Origin of the sequence: Vibrio sp. Sgm 5, assembly GCF_026241575.1 — a bacterium.
Lineage (GTDB): Bacteria > Pseudomonadota > Gammaproteobacteria > Enterobacterales > Vibrionaceae > Vibrio > Vibrio jasicida.
Window position 1 is genome coordinate 45,795 of record NZ_JAPHPY010000003.1, and the last position, 19,438, is coordinate 65,232.

The following is a 19,438-nucleotide window of genomic DNA, read 5'->3' on the forward strand; positions in this document are numbered from 1 at the left end:
TTATTTTCCGAACTTAATCAAACTCCGAAAGACGCTTAAATAAACATTAGCTGAATTCCTCCATGTTGGTACTTGATGCTTTATACTTTCAAGTTTTTTAATATAATCATTATACAAACCTATATCCAGAGGTTGTAGCATGATCTCACGTAAGCTGTCGGCTGAAATATCTTTAGTAAAAATGGCAGCATGATTTTCCTCAAACATCTCTTTTAGGCCACCAACTGGAGTACAAATTATCGGAGTACAAGTGTCTATTGATTCAAAAACTTTAAGCGGGACAACTGTCTCAGTGCCTGTAGTACTTAATCTTGGAGCTAAAATATAGTCAGAGTCATAAAGAACCTGATCTGCTTTTGATTTCGGCATCCATCCGAATATATTTATATTTTTTCCTTTTACTATTTCTTTAAAATTATTTAAATGTGGTCCATCACCAACAATATTAATAGTATGCTTAGATAAAAATGAATCTTCTATGCCTTTTATGGCTTCAGCAAGAAGTAAAACTCCTTGCCATTCATGGAAGGTGCCAATGTAAGAAAAAGTAACACTATTTTTATCATAGATTTTACTAGATTTTTTTGTAAAACCATTCATACTAACTCCATTAAAAACTATTTCAGAGTTTTTGCAGCTGTATTTTTCTTTTAAATAATTATTAGCAGTTCTTGATAAAACAATGTTAGCATCAACCCGACTATACAAATATTTGTTCAGCAATCTTTTCGTATTTGTTTCATCTCTAAATGAATGTATTTCATTTACAATTTTTATATTTGGGAAGAGTTTTCCATATAAAGCAATCCAATTTAACAATACTCGTGAGTTGTGTGTGACAACTATATCAGGTCGCAATCTTTTAACTTCATTAAAAATAAATTTATTAAAGCCAATTTTATCAGTATTAACTCCCCTAATTACTTCATTAAAGTATTTATCGTCTTCAATTTTATCTTCTGATGTTGTTCTTGTTATTAGATAAAAATCAAAATCGATGTTTTTTGAACACTCTCTCATTAAAGCTGAAAGCCTTTGAGTACTTCCTCCCTGGTAAGGATAGTAAGCACAACCCATGTGTAAAACTTTAATTTTCTTATTCACGAACCATCTCCATATTAATAATTCTTCTATTCTTATAAAAGGAGTAAATTACGCCAGCAAACTGAGCAAACATCATAGAAATGACAACACCATATATACCAAAAAACTCAGATGACGCATAAATCCCGACAACATGTAATATGATAATATTGATAGTCTTTATAGTTATTATATGTGTTTTATCAAGTATCATAGAACCAATATTTATAATATAGTTGTAAACAAGAAACACAGAAGAAAGTACGAAAAGATAAAAAATATTTATATTAGCATATGATTCCATGTTAAGAGCTTTTATTACTATAAAGTTATAAGAAAAATATACAAAGATCATTGCGATTGGCAATAAAATAGATAATGCTAAAGCTGATTTCTTCAACACCTCTTTGTATCTAATTAGCTCTAATCTTCTTTCCCCACATGCGACATAGGGCCAAACTGAAATCTTAATTATAAGAAGGGATACAGCCGTAAATTTGCTAATTAGTTCATAGTTAAAAACAAATTGTGCTAAAGTCATTGTATCATATAGAGAGGAAATTAAGTTTCTTTCAATTACTGGTATTATTGTAACTGATATATTAGCAATGGCGATAGGTACACAAAACTTAACACTACTCTTGATTGTGTCAAGAGATATCATTTCATTATCTTTCGGAGGAAAACAATTATATCCAGTTAAAGTAAGGACTATAATACATGATAACGAACCAGATAAAAAATATAATATAGCTGTAGATTCATATATGTAAGTAATTATAAGAAATATAATAAGATGAGTTATTTTTTGTGTTGCAACAAGGGAAAAATATGCAGATGCGTCACCTTTTGCCCTATAATATGCAGAAGATATAGACACTAATGCTAGTAATGAAACAGAAGCATACAATACAAAAAATTCGTACACTCCTAAATCAAATATGTAGCTATAACTTCCTATAGAAAACAACGTCAACATTAATCCTATGGAGTAAATAGCTTTACTGTTACTCCCCAAATCAAATTCTTTTTCTCTTTGTTTATAATACCTAACTATATACGACACCAACCCTAACGAACAAATTGGTATGAAGAATGTAATGCAAACACTTAGAATAGCATATTTACTATATTGTTCTATACTCAATGTTTTAGGCAAATATAGTGTTATTATCATTCCAATAAAAAACGTAACTATATGCGCCAGAAAATACTTGTTTTTCAATGTAGTTACCATAAGTAACTATGCCGATATCTACGACATAGTTACTAATTAATATTTATTTACCAAATACCTTTGGTGTCTATTACCAACCCTGCTTTAACTGCACGTTCCTTAAACTCTTTATGATCAACCAGCAAAACTTGCACATCCGCTTCTTTTGCTGCGATATCAAATTCTACAAGTTCAACACGCTTGAGTTTTGCAGGAATAGACTCGATATTTGGCTCAACTGCAATCACTCGGCCAGCATGCATTTCTGCGATCTTTTGTGTAATAACCATTGCTGGGCTCTCACGCAAGTCATCGATATCTGGTTTAAATGCCAGACCATAACAAGCAACAGTTACTTCTTTGGCTGTTTTATCAGGGTTCGCTTGTAGGAAGTCTGCAATCGCCAGTTTCACTTTGTTGATTACCCACTCCGGCTTGCCATCATTCACTTTACGTGCGGTATGGATGATTTGTGCCTCTTCTGGCGTTTTCGACACGATAAACCAAGGGTCAACTGCGATACAGTGACCGCCTACACCCGGGCCCGGTTGAAGGATGTTTACACGCGGGTGGCGGTTTGCGAGTGCAATCAACTCCCATACATTGATGTCTAACTTATCACAGATGATGGATAGCTCGTTAGCAAAGGCAATTTGTACATCGCGAGAGCTGTTTTCGGTTAGCTTCGCCATTTCTGCCGTGCGAGCATTGGTCACCACACACTCACCTAGAACGAAAGTTTTGTACAATTCAACAGATCGTTCTGAACAACGAGCCGACATACCGCCAATAACGCGGTCGTTTTCTACTAGTTCACGAACAACATGGCCTGGCAGTACGCGTTCTGGGCAGTGCGCAACATTAACATCTGCGTTATCACCATGTGTTTGTGGGAAAGTAAGCTCCGAACGTGCTTCTGCAAGCCAAGCTGCCATTTGCTCTGTCGCTCCGACAGGAGAAGTGGATTCTAAAATCACCAAGTCGCCTTTTTTTAGCACAGGAGCAATCGCTTTGCTTGCTGCTTCTATGTAAGACAAATCTGGTGCTGGGACTTCGCCTTCTTCACAAGGTAAGAACGGGGTTGGTACGGCAATCAAAAACGCATCCGCTGGTTCTGGGGTTGTGCTAGCTTTTAAATAACCCTCTGATACCGCCGCACTCACGATCATATCCAGATCTGGCTCTACAATGTGGATTTTACCTTGGTTGATGGTATCCACTGCGTGCTGATTAACATCAACACCAATCACTTTTTTCTTACGTGATGCAAACATCGCGGCAGTAGGTAAACCGATGTAACCTAAACCAATAACTGAGATTGTTTCAAAAGACATGTTCATTTCCTGAGATTGTTATTTTGCTAATTCGTCTAAAATTCTTTGGCATGCTAGGCCATCACCGTAAGGGTTGTGTGCGAAGCTCATTGCTTTATAAGCCTCTTCATCTTTTAACAACACTTCTAAGCCTGTGACGATCTTATCGACATCTGTTCCCACTAGTTTCACGGTGCCTGCTGCAACGGCTTCTGGTCTTTCAGTGGTGTCACGCATTACCAATACAGGCTTACCTAATGAAGGCGCCTCTTCCTGAATACCACCGGAATCGGTAAGGATGATGTGCGCACGGCTCATCAAGTAGATAAATGGAAGGTATTGTTGAGGCTCGATAAGGTGCACGTTATCCACGTTGGATAGAATGCGATTTACTGGCTCTCTTACGTTTGGATTCAAGTGAACTGGATATAGGATTTGCGCATCAGGGTTGTCTTTTGCTGTACGTGCTAGTGCTTCACAAATACGCTCGAACCCACCTCCAAAGCTTTCACGGCGATGTCCGGTGACCAAAATCAACTTTTTATCTTCTTTTAGCATTGGGAACTGCGCTGCGAGTTGCTCGTTCAATGCTGCGTCATTGTCGATCTTGTCTTTCACCATAAGTAACGCATCAATCACTGTGTTGCCGGTGATAGAAATATCCGCTGGGTTGGTGTTTTCTTTTAGTAAGTTATTTTGAGAGGTTTCGGTTGGCGCAAAATGGTATTTGGTCAGCGCACCAGTTAGCTTGCGGTTCGCCTCTTCCGGCCAAGGTGAATAGATGTTGCCTGTGCGTAATCCCGCCTCTACATGGCCAACTTCAATTTGCTCGTAATAGGCTGCAAGGCTCGCGGCAAAAGTAGTGGCTGTATCACCATGAACAAGCACCACATCAGGCTTAAAGTCTTGCAGTACAGGTTTGAGCTCTAGCAAGATACGTGCAGTCACATCATTGAGGGATTGCCCAGCCTTCATCAAGTTCAAATCATAATCTGGTTTGATCTCAAACAGTTCAAGGACTTGATCAAGCATTTCACGGTGTTGCGCAGTCACACAGCACTTTGCTTCGAATCGTTCATCGTTTGCAAGCGCATGGACAAGAGGTGCCATTTTGATGGCTTCTGGACGAGTACCGAATACAGTAAGAATTTTCTTTTTTGACATGTTAATTAGCCTAGCCAATGAATAGACGCTGAAAGTGAATATCCAAATTTTGGATGTACGAAGCTACTTCGAAATAACAAAGTAAAATTTGAATTCGTAATACGCTGCGAACGCAGAGCAACACCGCGACACGTACGCGTGTTAGCTACGCTCGAGAATCAATACTGGAAAGGTAGGCTTGTGCATAACTAAATCGCGAATGATCTAGTTATGAGAAATGAAAGGTATTTATAGAAAGGGAAAACCTTATGCCTAGCCAATGTATCACTCAAAACTGTGTAGCAGCTTTGATTTTGCCCCTCTGACGTAATGGGGCTTTACTTAAATGTTTGTTTAAGCGCTCCTTTTGATAAGAAGCAACTTGCCAGATGCGCAACTGTGTGCTTAATTATATTTATATGTTACGGCATTCCTTGATGATGTTCGTCATCATGTGCGCGTGATTTCTAATTTGAGTACGCTACCGCCCCTAGGTCTGGCTCCTAAAGGCAATGCAATCCGCTCTAATATATTGACGTACTCTAGGCATGGAATTGTATAGCAAACAGGTTGCAACTGAAAGACGCAAGCTCACGAAAAAATGACTTTTTGCTGACATTATTTTGGCGTTATATTTATAAAAACAAGCCTTATGCACCCCGCTCCTTATAAATCAACACCTTATAAAGCCAAGATTATAATAAATATTTATGCAGTTACATAAAATATAAGGCTATAACGACGCATGACAATGCATAACACTGTGTGCGCTCACACTCTATCGTAATCACTTAGCGCCATATTCATGACTCTCGTTTATGTGTGTCCAACTTTGTCTATTTTTGCCACTTTCCTTCTCCTTTTCGATGAGATTATCAATTAAGTTAAAACCGACGAAAAATGGCTTATCTTTTAGAGAATAAGCTCTAGGTAAATAACGAAAAGGAAAAAGGTTTATGCAGGTTGTGCACCATGGAGGAAAGCACTCAGTAACAGGCTCTTGTCACGAGCTTAAGTTACCTAAAGGCAGCATTTTGATCGATTGTGGGCTTTTTCAGGGACGGGACGCATTGAAGAATGGCAAACACCGCTCATTAGAAATTGAGTTTTCTGTCCGCAGAATAAAAGCTTTGGTGCTGACTCATGCGCATATCGATCATATTGGTCGCTTACCGTGGTTATTAGCCGCAGGCTATAAAGGTAAAATCTACTGCACTCGTGCGACGGCAGAACTGGTGCCGCTAATGCTAGAAGATGGATTGAAGCTTCAACTAGGATTGAATAAAGCGCAAAGAGAGCAAATTCTGAATGTCATTAAAAAGCGGTTAGTGCCTTGTGATTACCAAACATGGTTTCCGCTTAAAGAGCTGGCTTATCTTCGCTTTCAGCCGGCGGGGCATATTCTTGGTTCTGCTTATGTGGAGTTTAAACTTCCTAACAATGAGGTGGTGGTGTTTTCTGGTGATTTGGGGCCAAGTAATACACCGCTTCTTCCAGACCCTATCTCTCCTACCCGTGCGGATTATCTGTTTATCGAATCTACTTACGGTAACAAACAGCATGAGAGTGTCGAAAGTCGAAGCCAAAGGTTACTCGCAATTATTCGTCATGCGCTTGAAGATGGTGGTGTAATAGTTATTCCGGCATTTAGCGTAGGCAGAACGCAGGAGTTGCTGTTTGATATTGAACAGCTTATTCATCAACATGATTTACACCATTCTCTTCCTATCATTCTAGACTCTCCTTTAGCGAAAAAGGTCACCAAGACTTACCGCCGATTTAAGAAGCTATGGGGAAAAGAAGCAAAGCAGCGCTTGGGGAGTCATCGTCATCCTCTGGCGTTTGAACAATGTATTACTATTGAGAATCATGCGGAACATTTGCACTTGGTAAATCGCCTCGCTAGCACGGTTGAGCCGGCTATTGTGGTCGCGGCTTCTGGCATGTGTGAAGGCGGCCGTGTGGTCAATTGCCTCAAAGCCTTGTTGCCGGATAAGCGTAATGATGTGTTGCTCGCAGGCTACCAAGCAGAAGGAACGTTAGGTAGGGATATACAAAGCGGAGCTAAAGAAATGGTGATTGATGATGAGAGAATTCATGTGCAAGCTCAGGTACATACGATGTCTGGCTATTCTGCACATGCAGATAAAGCTGATCTGGTTCGCTTTGTAGAAGGGATAAGCCCACCTCCTAAAGAGATCCATTTGATTCATGGCGAGAGGGCAGCAAAAGAGGCGCTATATCAACACTTTCTCGAGAAAAATCTGAAAACCGTGCTTTAATTACATTATGAATAAAACCTTGCTTCAATATTATTAGCAATATTTAGTCTCGCTCTCTCTCACAATGTTACTCAATTTCCCCTTGTGATAGTCGATCTGTCGGTTAGAATAGGTCGCGAATAACTAAAACCACGTGTTGGCAAGATATATATGCTCCTAGAACTCATATTCATATTTTTCTCTTCAGTTGCAACTCTCTTTATTATGCGCAAAGCCGCTAAGAGCATTGGATTAGTAGATAAGCCCAATGAGCGCAAGCTTCACGAAGGGGTCGTTCCTTTAGTTGGGGGGATCTCTATATGCCTTGTCTTGACGCAATTTTTAACGTTCAAACCCGATGTCATTGAGCATAGTTGGCTATACGTTGGTTCTATCTGTTTACTTACGTTTATTGGAGCATTAGACGATAAGTTTGATCTGAGTGTAAAAGTTCGAATTAGTATCCAAGCAGTATTATCTCTTGTGATGATGAAGGTTGCGGGCATTGAACTGCATAGCTTAGGCAATATGTTTGGTTTTGGTGAGATAAGCCTTGGCTGGGTAGGCACTGTTATCACTACTTTTGCAGTTATTGGCGCAATTAATGCGTTCAATATGGTGGATGGCATTGATGGCCTGCTAGGCGGCCTTTCTATTGTGACTTTTGGCGCACTTGCTTTCTTACTGCAAGTCGATAGCCAACACGGCCTTGCTTACCTTTGCGTGGTGATTATCGTCGCGATGCTTCCCTATATATTTATGAACCTAGGAATGTTAGGGCGAGAAAGAAAAATTTTTATGGGTGATGCCGGTAGCATGATGATTGGTTTTACAGTCATTTGGCTATTGCTCGGTGTCAGCCAAGCAGAAAGCAAACCTTTGATGCGTCCTGTAACCGCTTTATGGCTGATCGCGGTGCCTCTTATGGACATGGCGGCCATTATGATTCGCCGAGTACGTCGTGGTGACTCACCATTTAAACCAGATCGCGAACACTTGCATCACATCTTCCAGCGTTTAGGTCTTAGCTCAAAACAAACGCTTGTCGCTATTTGTTTAATTGCATCGGCATACGCGGCATTTGGTATTTATGGAGAGATGACAGGCCTTTCTGAAGCGATTATGTTCTATACCTTCATCGCCTGTTTTGTGGCTTATTGCTTTATTCTGTCTTACGTTTGGCGCATCACCAGTTATGTGCGTAGTAAGCTGGGAAAGCCTGAAACGGTTACGATTTCGAATAGTTAACTTGAATAGCTCTCTTATCGTAATCTGACCCGAACTCAAACAAAAATGCCCACGACATCGTGGGCATTTTTCTATCTAATATAAAAGAACAAGATTAAACTTTCTTTGTCACGACCAAAGACAGGTATTTTACGAGCTTAAGTTGACGAGTAATTCTTGTCGGCTGACACGCTAATCGGTAGAACCACTCCAAGTTATACTTTTGCGCCCATTGTGGTGCACGTTTAACACGATCCGTAAATACATCGTACGTACCACCAACCCCCATGTAAAAGGCCTCTGGATAAACTTCACGACATTTGTTAATAAAGTTCTCTTGCCTAGGAGAGCCAAGAGCAACGGTTACGACTTTAGCCTGACTTTGCTTGATACGCTCTATCAACTCAGCTTCATCTTTAAAGTAACCATCGCAAGAGTCCACAACATTAACGTTCAGCTCTTGCTTGAGCTTATCGACAGTCTGTTGGTTCACTTCTGGTTTCGCACCCACAATAAATACAGGCACGCTGAGTGGTGCAGAGCCTTTCATTAGCTCCAACCATAAGTCACATCCAGGGATTCTCGCGCTCGGACAGCCACGTTTTGACATGACTAGAGACACCCCTGCACCATCTGGATATCGAATAGTTGCAGACTCTAGGATGTTTTTTACTTCTGCTTTTTCGTAACTAGATACAATCTTTTCCGCATTCACTGCGACGGCAAAGCCACTAACCACATTTCCATTGTGTAAGATAGAATCAACAGCGTGCTCCATGCTGTCGTATGCTGAAATCTCTAGCCCACCAATTGTGCATGTTTTATTCATTTTCGTACTTCTTTTCTGTTTCTTGGGCGTTTCTATATTTGATTACTTTTGCGGGCACACCACCAACGATGGCATAACTTGGTACTTCTTTTGTAACTAAAGAACATGCGCCAACAATTGCGCCTTTCCCAATAGTAACACCATGCTTTATCACTACATTACGGCCAATCCAAACATCATCTTCAATGACCGGCGGTAGACCGAAGATATCGTCTTGATCGACCATTGGAATATCGAGTCTTTCGTAGCTATGAGTACTAGAGAGAATTGCCACATTCGGTGCAATCATAACGTTGTTGCCGATTGTGGCACTTTGAATAAACACGTTCTCGTTGATACGTACATTCTGGCCAATCTTCAACCCAGAGGCATCAGAAATGTAAATCCGATTTTCTAATCGGTTTTTTTGATGTGCCGTTACAACTTTTAATACTCGACTCAAGTACCAGCAACGAAGTTTACTAAACAGTGGCAAGTACCTTGAGTTAGGTAAGTTATAGAAAAATAGGTAGTAAATTACGAGTTTTAACTTTTTCATAGAGATACTTTCGCGCTAGATATCCATAATTTGAGATGCGTTGGTAATGAAGATTATGTTCTCATCTTCACCACCTTCCTTCATTAAGTTGTTTTCAACAACATCAAGTACATAGGTTTTGCCAAGAAGTTCCAGCGCTTCAAAATGACAAGACGAGAATATTGAAAAATGAGCCTTAGATGCACCAATTAACATCAGCGTATCTTGGTAGGCATCTCGGTCGATTACTTTGAATTTTTCGTTTTGTACTAGCGCAGAGAGTTGAGTGTGGTTTTGATGCTCCCGCGGATGAGGTCGATAAACGACGGTATAGTTTGGGAATTGTTCGATTAAGCTTGCAACAAATTCAGCAACTTCCGTATAGCAAATGCCTTGTCCTGTAAAAATGAAGAACTTGTCATTCCCTACTTGGTTGAACACCTCTTTCTTCACTTCATCACAAGCTTGGGGTAACGCCCCCTCGACTTCTATTCCATGTTCCGGAACGAAGTTAGCTTGGCGCATTTTCATTTGCCAATAACTTGAATAAAGCTTCAGACGGGTTGGCAACATGCTACTGCGCCAAAGCTCTTCTCCGACATAGTGATACGAAGGATGGTAAGGCGCTAGTAAGCCGTGTTGGTATTCTAGGGTTTTAATACCAAGTCCGTTTGCTGCACTCACAATGGCTGGTTTTGTATATGCAGAGACGATTTCTACGTTTTGAACACCTAACCATTTTAAGAGCTTCGTATACGCTGCTTTCTTACTTTCGTAATCTAATAAAAAGGCTTCGACTGTCTGTTTGGAAACACCATATTCTTGATTCAATAAGGCGAAAAACTCCTCTGAAAGCTCAGGAGTTCGAGCATGCAAACCAAAACGTTTAATGAACACAACTAGCAGTTTTATGATCAGGTTTTCAAAGATGACACCACGCTTGAAACACGTCAGGAGCTTTACACCTTCAAAATTTGAGCAATGATACAAAGTACAGAGTTTTTTCTGCTTTTCAGGTGAAACAAATTCATCATAAATCACGCCCTCATTTATTGAAACTCGGGAGAATGCACCAAAGTAAGCCGTGGCCTTTTTATTGAATCTTGCCCTAAATAAGTTTAGGAAGCTCAAAATCAGAGAAATGCATAAAGATACGTATGACTTTGATTTGAACTCCATGTCCTCAACCCCTTTGGAAAGAGTGACATGGCGGGTCATTTGGTATTTGAGTAATGGCCAAATCTCAGCTTCGTTACTCAGGTTGTTTTCAAGAATATGCGTTTCTACGACTTTATGCATTTGCTCGCTTCCGACTATGAACAAAAATAGCGTTGTTCGAAGTCAATATCCCTAATAAAAAGAAAAGCAATAATCCTATCACATTACCCATGATAGGCACCATTGACCCAATACCAACAAGCATCAAGAATGCATTGATGCGGATTAATCGAACATGGACAACTTGGTCAACGTATCCATCCTTTTCAGCAAAAAATGGCTGAAAGATAAACCACATGACAAATATTATACCAAGGCCATATTCAGCGATCAGTGAGACAAAGAACAAATCAAAGATCGGCCCTTCTATCTGACTTCCATAACCAATAATGGCTTTGTCTACCTTAAAGAAGGTGTACACATCAGTATACATTTTGGACATAACGGTTCCATATGTGCCTGGGCCAGAACCAAACGGGAAGTTATACTCAAATATCTCCATCGCATAATAAAAAATCTTATAACGGACATAGTTTTCGTTGAAGTTAGCTTGTATAGAATCCCCAAGGACAAGCCATAAACCTGCTAAAATGACAGGAGTTATCGCTACTAGAGCAATAGTACCAAGTAATCTAATTAAACCTTTATTTTTGTACATTGCAGTCAGGCCATATGCACCTAACAAGAGTAATAGTTCTTTTCTTGAAAATGTCAGAAAGATTAAAACAAAGGCTAGAAACAAGAGTGACCAATAAACTTTAGGTTTATAAATAAAATACCGACCACTAGTATCATTAAATTTAAAAGATAGGAGGAGGATACTATAGAGAAGCAGAAAACCTGAATACAATACTCGAGAGGAAAAGAATGAACCAGGAGTTATCCCCATGATACCTCGTCCATCTTTTGCTAGAGGAAATAGCACATTAGGTAATACATAGTCAGTAACAACAAATAAAACTGATACGAGTAAAACGATCGTTAAAAACTGAGTATATTCTTTTAGTAATCGTTGTCTATCATAAGTAATTGCATATGCCATTACAAAGAACACAAATACATACTTCAAAGTGAAGAATGTTTGTAATAAGTTTATAGGGGGAAGGTTACTCCTAAATATCATAAAAATAGAGTAACCAAACAATAAAGCAGATAAGGATATGAATCTTTTCTTTACTGGCTTAAAAAAAACGAAAAGGAAAAACGCTGACGCACAAATAAGAATGTAAATGTGATTAAATGCAGAAAGAAAGCTTAACGGAACTATATTCAATCTAGAAATAAAGAATAACACTAAGGTTATAATTAATAAATTCAGGTAACCTTTAGAAGAGAAGATCATACTAATTTACCCACCATAACTCTAAATTAAGCAGTTTAGAATGAATCTTATCGAGTACCATAGATTACTCCCCAAGGCATCGGAGTAGACTTACTAGCTAGCAGCCAAGTTAACAGAAACTGAATCATCTTCGATAAGGCAAAAGAGATAGCTGCTCCCTCAATACCTAAATAGTTGACCAACACAAGCATAGTTAATAGATTTAGAAGACCAGAACCAATAGTCACTAATGACAATCTACCCGTTTTCTTAGCATAAAATATATAGTTGGTAACCATTAAATACATGCCCCCAAAAACCTGCCCTAAACAAAGCCAACCAATAATTCTGCCTGCAGCTTGGTATTCGTCTCCGACAACCAAGGTTATCATTACTGGACCAATAAAAAATGATACTGCAGCTAAAGATAAAACGCATAAAAAGTAAATGTATGTATTTTTAACAATTACTAGTTTTTCTTTTTCATCATTTCTCTTTAGTCTTTCAAACAACCATGGCACATAAGCTTTATTAATTGCATCAAATACAATAGTAAGTGCCATACTTACCTGTACAGCCACCATATAAATACCAGCATCGGCTAACCCCAACCTATCATTAATAACAAAACGATCAGCGGCAGTAAGTAAGAATGCACCAAATACATGAGGGACTAATGGCATCCCGAAGTTCAACGCTTCCTTAATATGACCTTTATTAATACTTCTTAAGCTCACTAGCTGATCTTTATAAAGTAGAAATATCGCAACTGTGGCAGACATCACTCCAGCATATAACAATGCATCGATACGCCCCTTCGCTCCTTCATCATAAAAAACAATCAAAATAAGGGTTAGCGACATATTTAGAATACTATTTCCTACTTGAAGAAGGCCATATTTTGTCGCAGATTTCCTTACTTGCCATTGACCTAGCCTAAAGTTGATCAAAAATGTACACGAACTTACCAATAGTGCTAGATAAAGCCATTCTGAAGGGATTGATAAAAAATTGGCGAGAAAACCTTCTGCAACCATGACAGCAACTGTAGCGATAAATAATGTGAATATCAGTATCTGTAAGCAAGAGCCGTTAAACATCCTACTTTCATTGAGGCTTAAGTTGTCATCATAAAACTTTCGGTTAGCGGCCCCTACCGTATTTAAGCCAATGAATGCACCAATACCTGTTAACATTGTTTGAAACATTGCTATTTGACCGTACTCATCTGGAGAAAGGTATCTAGTCAAAATAGGAAGGAGAATAAATGGAATTGCTGCGTTTAAAATGTTAGAAAACAAGTAAACATATGTATTTTTTGCGAAGCTCATGATTTTATACGGCAAAAGTTTTGTATCGTTGTTTACGACTTTGCCTCACTAAGAGTAGTGAGGCGGAAAGTTATCTGTATTTACATTGCACGGCTGCAATCGTTTAACACCAATACTTTTGGAAGAAAAACTCTGCCATGTCGAAGTCGATTTGATTATCAATATCAATCGATGCGTCGTTTGGCATCTTATAAGCATACGTATCTTCTCTATATGCCATTTCACCTATAGCTAATAGTCTATGAAGATCATATACGTATATCGCACCATTTAAGCGGAATGCTTCCCCAAGATCTTGAGAACGTTTTCCATCACCCAATCGAAGGAAATCTTTCATCGAACCATTGTCTGGTAGAGTGTTTGCCCATTGAGGTGGGTGCTCGCATGGTGTCACTGACACAACAGAAAAAGCGGACTTTTCAACCAAAGACTCTATAGCCTGATCGATATGGTCAGAGCTACGAAATGGTGATGTTGGCTGAAGCAAAACGACAATATCAGCTTCCTTGGCATACTTCTCTACTGTATAGAAAAGAACGCTTTGAGTGGTTGCGGTATCTGTTGATAACTCTTCCGGCCTTAGCTCAGGCACAGTTATGCCAAACTGACTCGCTACATCTGCAATTTCTTGGTCATCAGTACTGATGAGAATATCATCTACATAAGTACTATTTTGCGCAGCTTCAATTGTCCAACCGATCAGAGGTTTTCCTCCCAATGGAAGTATATTCTTCCTTGGTAGACGCTTGCTACCCCCCCTGGCAGGGATGACAGCAATCACTTTCTTACCATCTAACATTACTCTAGCCCCAGAGACAGTATATCCATCTGCGCACGGTTAAAGTCATCCATACGGCCAATATCAAGCCAATATTCGTGAATTGGGAACATCAATACTTTTTGTCTCTCTTCCATATGTTGCTCGAGCAACGTAGGCATGTCGATTTTCTGATTCTTTTCTACTGATTGAATCACTCGAGGAGACACAACATAGATACCAGCGTTAACAAAAAAGCGTTGAACTGGTTTTTCAACCATGCTCGTGATTTGATTACCGTCCCCATTAATAACACCATAAGGAATTTGGTAGTCGTACTCTCGAACACACATTGTTGCATCTGCATCATTTTCCATATGGAAGTTTAACAAACGCTGGAAGTCTACTTTGGTCAACACATCGCCATTGATCATAATTAAAGGTAGATCTCTTGGCATATCTTCAGGTAGCAAGCCTAGAGCACCACCAGTGCCTAAAGGACTCTCTTCGTGTACATATGAGATGCTAACCCCCAAATCACTACCATCACCAAAATGTTGGTGAATTTGTTCAGGCATGTAGTGCGTTGAAATGTAGAAGTTGTTGAAGCCCGCTTTAATAAAACTCTTGATTACAGTTTCTAGAATAGGTTTATCACCAACTTTTAACATTGGTTTAGGGCAGTTGTCCGTCAGCGGTCGTAAGCGAGTACCAAAACCACCAGCCATAATGAATACTGGGTTCTGATATTTATCTTTACTCAGCGCACTGTGAAGAGTTTCCAAACCTACGACTTTGTTGTCTTGGTCAAGCAATGGAACCGATAGAATTTGCTTTTTTTCCATTAACTCTACAAGGTGCTCTTTTGATGCGCCTTGCTCTGCGGTAATTGGCTCAGAATTCATTACCTTGGCAACCGAGTCGGTTAACACCAGATCATTTAATAAGCCACGTCGAATATCACCATCAGTAATCATGCCTAGAAGCTTTTTATCTTGATCAACAACCACAGCGACACGCAATGCTTCGCTGTTGATGATTTCTAACGCCTGCTTGATTGTACTTGATTCTGATATCAGCGTTTTTTGCCAACAATGACTCATATTCTACCTTTTGTTTTCTAAGAATTTGTTTTAATTACTGCTCTAGCAGGATATGCAATGGTATTTTCTTCTAAAGACTGAGTGAGACTAGCACCAGCCCCCACGATAGCGCCACTGCCAATAGATATCCCTTGGATAACCGTTGAACCAGCTCCAACATAGACACTTTCTTTTGTCTCGACTTGACCACACAACGTTGCTTTAGGAGCGATATGGTTATAAGCACCTATTTTACAATCGTGCTCAACCAAGGCGCCAGTATTGATTATACTATGGCTCCCTACTGTAGCCCCAGTCTGAATCATCGCCATAGGTAAAATCTGAGCACCAATTTCAATTTTAGAAAAAGGTGAAACGAATGCACTGTCAGCGATGACAGTCTCAAATTGATAACCTAATGAGAGAAAGTATTCATTAATTTTTTTCTTAAAGCCGGATTTGGGCATCATTCCAATACCGTTGACCAAAAGAATCTTATCTTTGTCAAACCTCAGAATATCTTCGTCCTTTTCAAGGATGGCAATTCCTTTAAATACAGAACGTTGACTGACATCTTCAGGGCTTATCACGGCAAGTATGTCTCTTCCCTGCGTAAGCAATATTTCAGCAAGAACGGAGGCGTGACCGCCTCCACCAATCATTACAATAGGAAGATTCACCTCATCACTCAATGATCAGCTCTCCTGCTTTGTATCCTTTGGTTACTTTAGTACCAAGAAGTTCCCAATAGCGATAAGGGGACAAACCAATACCTGGACGCTTAATTGTGAGGTTAGATTCTGTTAACTCTTCACCCTCTTCAATATCCATCGCTGCTACTAAGCTTTTTCGCGCTACGGATTTGTTTTTCACTTCAGAAACTGTAGGAGTTTTTACGCAAGAGCCTAATGCAATCTCAATCTGACGGATGGCTTTTACCATTGCCTCTAGCTCTTGTGGCTCTAGAGAAGCTTTATGGTCTGGACCTTCCATGTTTTTATCTAATGTAAAATGCTTCTCTATGAGAACAGCACCACGGGCAACAGCCGCAATTGGAATCGTTATTCCTTCACTGTGGTCCGAATAGCCTGCCGCCAAGTCAAATGTTCGCCCTAGCGTATCCATTGCTCTTAGGTTGATTTCTTCCATTGGAGCAGGATATTCCGTCGTACAATGAAGAATTGTTACTTTCTCTTTTAGCGCTTTTTGACCAGCTTCTGATGCATAAGCTTCTTGGAAACCTAGCATCGAAGGTTCTGCTTTTTCATCTGCTGTATACCCGAAAGCAATCACTCCAAGAGCTGTCTCAATTTCGGAAAGTGTTGCCATACCTGTTGATACAATAAGATCACAACCAGTACGAGCATGAGCCAATACAAGAGGAGCGTTCGTTAACTCACCGGAAGGCAACTTCAAGCGCGTTAAACCAAGATCATTGACTAAGAAATCTAAACTTTCTAAATCGAAAGCTGTTGATAGAAACTCAATACCAAGGGAATCACAGTATTTGACGAGATCATGGTGGGTCTCGTACGACAGTTCTAAACGGCTTAACATCGCTAACTGAGACTCTTGCTTTTGAGTATTTGTTACTTGATATTCAGCTTGCTTAGCCTCTTCGGTAACTAGGTTTTTTGCTTTAAAAGTTTGGAACTTTACTATATCCGCTCCGGCTTTGTGAGCAGCATCGACCAAAGAAAACGCTAGTTCTTCTTGGCCGTTATGGTTTACACCCGCTTCGGCAATAATCAAAGTCATTATTGTCTCACTCTACTTTCTTGTTTAAGTCAGGTTCAATGTTTACATCATAAAAAGACTTACAAGGATCAAAATCCAGTCCTTTAATCATCTCTATGACTTGCTTGCTACTATCACCTTGCCCGTAGGGGTTAGCAATATTTTCATCTTCAGCTTTATACTTTCGGCTCACAGCGAGGCCAATCGCGTTACTGATGGATTCTTTCGTAGCAGTGGTGTTTAAAACACTTTTTGCGGCCAAGCGTCCCTTTTGTCTAGCCCCTATATTCACTGTAGGAACATCAAAAGCTGGTACTTCAATAATACCACTCGACGAATTACCAATAACTGCAGCCGCATGCTTTACCGAGCTCAGATAACGCACTTGCCCTAGTGATGGGATTGCCAAGACACGTTTTGGTTGACTTGCCGCATAATCTTCTAGCATTGGGATAATGCGTCGACCACCGTCATCTGCGTTAGGGTAAGTTAATATAACTTGATGATCAGGGTATTCGTCCAATGCGTCTAAAAGCGATTGAAAGCTTTCCTCTGGAGATTCGTTACCCAGAGTAACAGGATGATAAGTAACAACAAAATAAGGTTTTGTAAGCTCAAAACTTAGTGATTCACTCAACTCAGAAACCGTCATAAAAGACGCTCGGTTTAGGTGGTCTAAGCCAATTGCACCAATATTTCTTACACGCGCTGGTGATTCACCAAGTTGAATCACTCGGTTTCGGTATTCGTCTGTCGATGTACCATGTAGGTAACTCAACTTGGTAATCGCATGACGAATTGCATCGTCATAAGCACCTTCTGTTATTTCACCACCATGAAGATGAATGATCGGAATACGAAGTATCATAGCTGTTTGCGCTGCAGCGAGCGCTTCAAAGCGATCCCCAAGAATGACAAGAACATCTGGCGCTAGTCGCGACAAGGCATCGGCAAACCCTAAGACCCCCAGCCCCATACTTTTCGCTGTACCTACAGCGGAATCAGAAGACAACAAAATCTCTATTTTCTCATCGATATTGAAGCCATCTTTTTCAATTTGTTTGTAAGTATCACCGAATTCCGGTGATAGGTGCATACCAGAAACAAGCAATTGAAGTGTTAGGTCAGGATCGCTTTGTATGTCCTTTAAAAGCCAAAAGAGCAGACCATACTCTGCTCTTGTACCAGTAAAGACCGCAACCTTTTTATGTGTCTGCGTCATGTATGTATTAAACCTACTTAGCCTTTGATTTCCACTGGGGTACTTGGAAGATTGATCAGGTGCGCCTCAATAAACTCTGAGTAAGTTAGGTCACCACGTATTGCATTCTCAAACATAGGTAATCTGTGCATGAGCTGCCAAATAGGTCGAGTCATCACGCCTGAACCATTTGTGCCTTTAAGTACCTCTTCGCGACTTTCTTTATCCGGACAAATGATTGCATTTAACCAATAGTTTGACTGCGCATACTCTGGCTCAGTGACAAATTTAAAATCTGTACCTTTGAAGAAGTTTTTATAGCGTTCTGCAAGCAATCTCTTTTGTTTTAGGTACTGCTCGATAACTTCCATCTGAGCACACCCTAGAGCTGCATTCAGGTTTGGCATACGATAGTTGAAACCAGGTTCATCATGGAAGAACTCATACGGATGAGGAACTTTTGCTGTCGTCGTGACATGCTTAGTACGCGCACCTAATTCTTGAGTCTTACATAACACCATGCCACCACCGCCTGTGGTGATGATCTTATTGCCATTGAAGCTGACAGCACCAAAATCACCAATAGTACCGGTGTGTTTGCCCTTATAGAACGAGCCTAGGCTTTCTGCGGCATCTTCAACCAACGTGATGTTCCATTTCAAGCAAACGGCAACCAGTTCATCAAGCTCTACAGGGTGACCAAACGTGTGCATTGGTACAACGGCTTTGATTCTTCTGCCTGTTTTTTTATGAATACACCCCGCGCCTGTGACTTCAGCATTCTCTTCTAAAAATGCATCCACAGCCTTAGGGCACAACCCTAAACTCACTGGAGATACATCTAAAAAAATAGGCTCAGCCCCCATATGATAAAGAGCATTGCAGGTTGCAACAAAAGTCAAAGCTTGCGTAATAACCAGGTCACCTCTTTGAACATCAGCCATGTACAATGCAGCATGCAATGCTGCAGTGCCATTCACTGTCGCTACTGCTTTGGCGGTACCAGTGTAAGCTTCAATTTTTCTCTCAAAATCATCAACAAATTTACCGACGCTAGAAACAAATGTACTTTCAATGGTTTCCATTACGTACGCTTTTTCGTTGCCATCGAATGTCGGTGCATGTAAGGGAATAAATTCGTCTGTTTTGTAAGTATCTCTCACAAATTCAACAATAGATGTCGCTTTCATTGAATGCTCCAC

General features: G+C 40.0%; 17 protein-coding genes. 2 read left to right on the forward strand and 15 right to left on the reverse strand.

Annotated elements, in window-relative coordinates; genetic code table 11:
- The 4 genes from OQJ86_RS02635 to wecB are packed head-to-tail and all read right to left on the reverse strand — an operon-like array spanning window position 1 to window position 4,776.
- Window positions 1-1,104: a glycosyltransferase gene (locus OQJ86_RS02635; RefSeq protein WP_265985988.1), complete on the reverse strand. Its 1,104-nt coding sequence runs from the start codon at window positions 1,102-1,104 to the stop codon at window positions 1-3.
- Entirely contained in the window at window positions 1,097-2,308 is a 1,212-nt protein-coding gene (locus tag OQJ86_RS02640) for a lipopolysaccharide biosynthesis protein (protein WP_265985990.1), read from the reverse strand. The genes OQJ86_RS02635 and OQJ86_RS02640 overlap by 8 nt, the downstream gene beginning before the upstream one ends.
- Window positions 2,309-2,367: 59 nt before the next feature.
- Window positions 2,368-3,633 carry a UDP-N-acetyl-D-mannosamine dehydrogenase gene (wecC, locus tag OQJ86_RS02645; protein WP_265985992.1) on the reverse strand — a complete coding sequence of 422 codons (1,266 nt, stop codon included), beginning with the start codon at window positions 3,631-3,633 and terminating at the stop codon, window positions 2,368-2,370.
- Window positions 3,634-3,651: 18 nt separating this feature from the next.
- Window positions 3,652-4,776, reverse strand: coding sequence for a non-hydrolyzing UDP-N-acetylglucosamine 2-epimerase (gene wecB / locus OQJ86_RS02650; protein WP_265985994.1), 1,125 nt, complete (start codon window positions 4,774-4,776; stop codon window positions 3,652-3,654).
- A gap of 935 nt (window positions 4,777-5,711) precedes the next feature.
- On the opposite strand from wecB, the gene OQJ86_RS02655 reads away from it, so the two are divergent.
- Both OQJ86_RS02655 and wecA read left to right on the forward strand, forming a co-directional pair.
- Complete coding sequence (locus OQJ86_RS02655) at window positions 5,712-7,037, forward strand: MBL fold metallo-hydrolase RNA specificity domain-containing protein (RefSeq protein WP_265985996.1); 1,326 nt, start codon at window positions 5,712-5,714, stop codon at window positions 7,035-7,037.
- Between the two features lie 150 nt (window positions 7,038-7,187).
- Window positions 7,188-8,264 carry a UDP-N-acetylglucosamine--undecaprenyl-phosphate N-acetylglucosaminephosphotransferase gene (gene wecA, locus OQJ86_RS02660; RefSeq protein WP_265985998.1) on the forward strand — a complete coding sequence of 359 codons (1,077 nt, stop codon included), beginning with the start codon at window positions 7,188-7,190 and terminating at the stop codon, window positions 8,262-8,264.
- A 94-nt stretch (window positions 8,265-8,358) separates the two neighbouring features.
- Here wecA and OQJ86_RS02665 read toward each other — a convergent pair whose 3' ends face one another.
- The 11 genes from OQJ86_RS02665 to OQJ86_RS02715 all read right to left on the reverse strand — a co-directional run bounded on the left by OQJ86_RS02665 (window position 8,359) and on the right by OQJ86_RS02715 (window position 19,426).
- Window positions 8,359-9,072, reverse strand: a complete 714-nt coding sequence (locus OQJ86_RS02665) for a WecB/TagA/CpsF family glycosyltransferase (RefSeq protein ID WP_009707901.1) — start codon at window positions 9,070-9,072, stop codon at window positions 8,359-8,361.
- Window positions 9,065-9,610, reverse strand: a complete 546-nt coding sequence (locus OQJ86_RS02670) for an acyltransferase (protein ID WP_265986001.1) — start codon at window positions 9,608-9,610, stop codon at window positions 9,065-9,067. The genes OQJ86_RS02665 and OQJ86_RS02670 overlap by 8 nt, the downstream gene beginning before the upstream one ends.
- A gap of 15 nt (window positions 9,611-9,625) precedes the next feature.
- Window positions 9,626-10,888 (reverse strand): hypothetical protein, encoded by a 1,263-nt coding sequence (locus OQJ86_RS02675; RefSeq protein WP_265986003.1) that lies wholly within the window; start codon window positions 10,886-10,888, stop codon window positions 9,626-9,628.
- A complete protein-coding gene (locus tag OQJ86_RS02680; protein WP_265986005.1) occupies window positions 10,881-11,849 on the reverse strand; it encodes a hypothetical protein in 969 nt (322 codons plus the stop codon). Before OQJ86_RS02680 ends, OQJ86_RS02675 begins: the two co-directional genes overlap by 8 nt.
- Window positions 11,850-12,196: 347 nt before the next feature.
- Complete coding sequence (locus tag OQJ86_RS02685) at window positions 12,197-13,459, reverse strand: lipopolysaccharide biosynthesis protein (protein WP_265986008.1); 1,263 nt, start codon at window positions 13,457-13,459, stop codon at window positions 12,197-12,199.
- Between the two features lie 103 nt (window positions 13,460-13,562).
- Complete coding sequence (locus OQJ86_RS02690; RefSeq protein ID WP_265986010.1) at window positions 13,563-14,258, reverse strand: cytidylyltransferase domain-containing protein; 696 nt, start codon at window positions 14,256-14,258, stop codon at window positions 13,563-13,565.
- Entirely contained in the window at window positions 14,258-15,319 is a 1,062-nt protein-coding gene (locus OQJ86_RS02695; protein WP_186175670.1) for a nucleotidyltransferase family protein, read from the reverse strand. Before OQJ86_RS02695 ends, OQJ86_RS02690 begins: the two co-directional genes overlap by 1 nt.
- A gap of 17 nt (window positions 15,320-15,336) precedes the next feature.
- A complete protein-coding gene (locus tag OQJ86_RS02700) occupies window positions 15,337-15,990 on the reverse strand; it encodes an acetyltransferase (protein WP_186175669.1) in 654 nt (217 codons plus the stop codon).
- Complete coding sequence (gene neuB / locus OQJ86_RS02705) at window positions 15,983-17,056, reverse strand: N-acetylneuraminate synthase (RefSeq protein WP_265986014.1); 1,074 nt, start codon at window positions 17,054-17,056, stop codon at window positions 15,983-15,985. Before neuB ends, OQJ86_RS02700 begins: the two co-directional genes overlap by 8 nt.
- A 7-nt stretch (window positions 17,057-17,063) precedes the next feature.
- The gene (neuC, locus tag OQJ86_RS02710) at window positions 17,064-18,257 is read right to left on the reverse strand and encodes a UDP-N-acetylglucosamine 2-epimerase (RefSeq protein ID WP_103413663.1); all 1,194 of its coding nucleotides are present in this window, start codon (window positions 18,255-18,257) and stop codon (window positions 17,064-17,066) included.
- Between the two features lie 17 nt (window positions 18,258-18,274).
- Window positions 18,275-19,426, reverse strand: a complete 1,152-nt coding sequence (locus tag OQJ86_RS02715) for a LegC family aminotransferase (protein WP_265986017.1) — start codon at window positions 19,424-19,426, stop codon at window positions 18,275-18,277.
- Between the last annotated feature and the right edge of the window lie 12 nt (window positions 19,427-19,438).

Bases quoted from the DNA above. Each gene is read 5' to 3' on its own strand.
- OQJ86_RS02680 (WP_265986005.1), bottom strand. From the start codon at position 11,849: ATGGCATATGCAATTACTTATGATAGACAACGATTACTAAAAGAATAT.
- wecC (WP_265985992.1), bottom strand. From the start codon at position 3,633: ATGTCTTTTGAAACAATCTCAGTTATTGGTTTAGGTTACATCGGTTTA.
- neuC (WP_103413663.1), bottom strand. From the start codon at position 18,257: ATGACGCAGACACATAAAAAGGTTGCGGTCTTTACTGGTACAAGAGCA.
- OQJ86_RS02695 (WP_186175670.1), bottom strand. From the start codon at position 15,319: ATGAGTCATTGTTGGCAAAAAACGCTGATATCAGAATCAAGTACAATC.
- wecB (WP_265985994.1), bottom strand. From the start codon at position 4,776: ATGTCAAAAAAGAAAATTCTTACTGTATTCGGTACTCGTCCAGAAGCC.
- OQJ86_RS02715 (WP_265986017.1), bottom strand. From the start codon at position 19,426: ATGAAAGCGACATCTATTGTTGAATTTGTGAGAGATACTTACAAAACA.
- OQJ86_RS02665 (WP_009707901.1), bottom strand. From the start codon at position 9,072: ATGAATAAAACATGCACAATTGGTGGGCTAGAGATTTCAGCATACGAC.
- neuB (WP_265986014.1), bottom strand. From the start codon at position 17,056: ATGACTTTGATTATTGCCGAAGCGGGTGTAAACCATAACGGCCAAGAA.
- wecA (WP_265985998.1), top strand. From the start codon at position 7,188: ATGCTCCTAGAACTCATATTCATATTTTTCTCTTCAGTTGCAACTCTC.
- OQJ86_RS02675 (WP_265986003.1), bottom strand. From the start codon at position 10,888: ATGCATAAAGTCGTAGAAACGCATATTCTTGAAAACAACCTGAGTAAC.
- OQJ86_RS02655 (WP_265985996.1), top strand. From the start codon at position 5,712: ATGCAGGTTGTGCACCATGGAGGAAAGCACTCAGTAACAGGCTCTTGT.
- OQJ86_RS02670 (WP_265986001.1), bottom strand. From the start codon at position 9,610: ATGAAAAAGTTAAAACTCGTAATTTACTACCTATTTTTCTATAACTTA.
- OQJ86_RS02690 (WP_265986010.1), bottom strand. From the start codon at position 14,258: ATGTTAGATGGTAAGAAAGTGATTGCTGTCATCCCTGCCAGGGGGGGT.
- OQJ86_RS02685 (WP_265986008.1), bottom strand. From the start codon at position 13,459: ATGAGCTTCGCAAAAAATACATATGTTTACTTGTTTTCTAACATTTTA.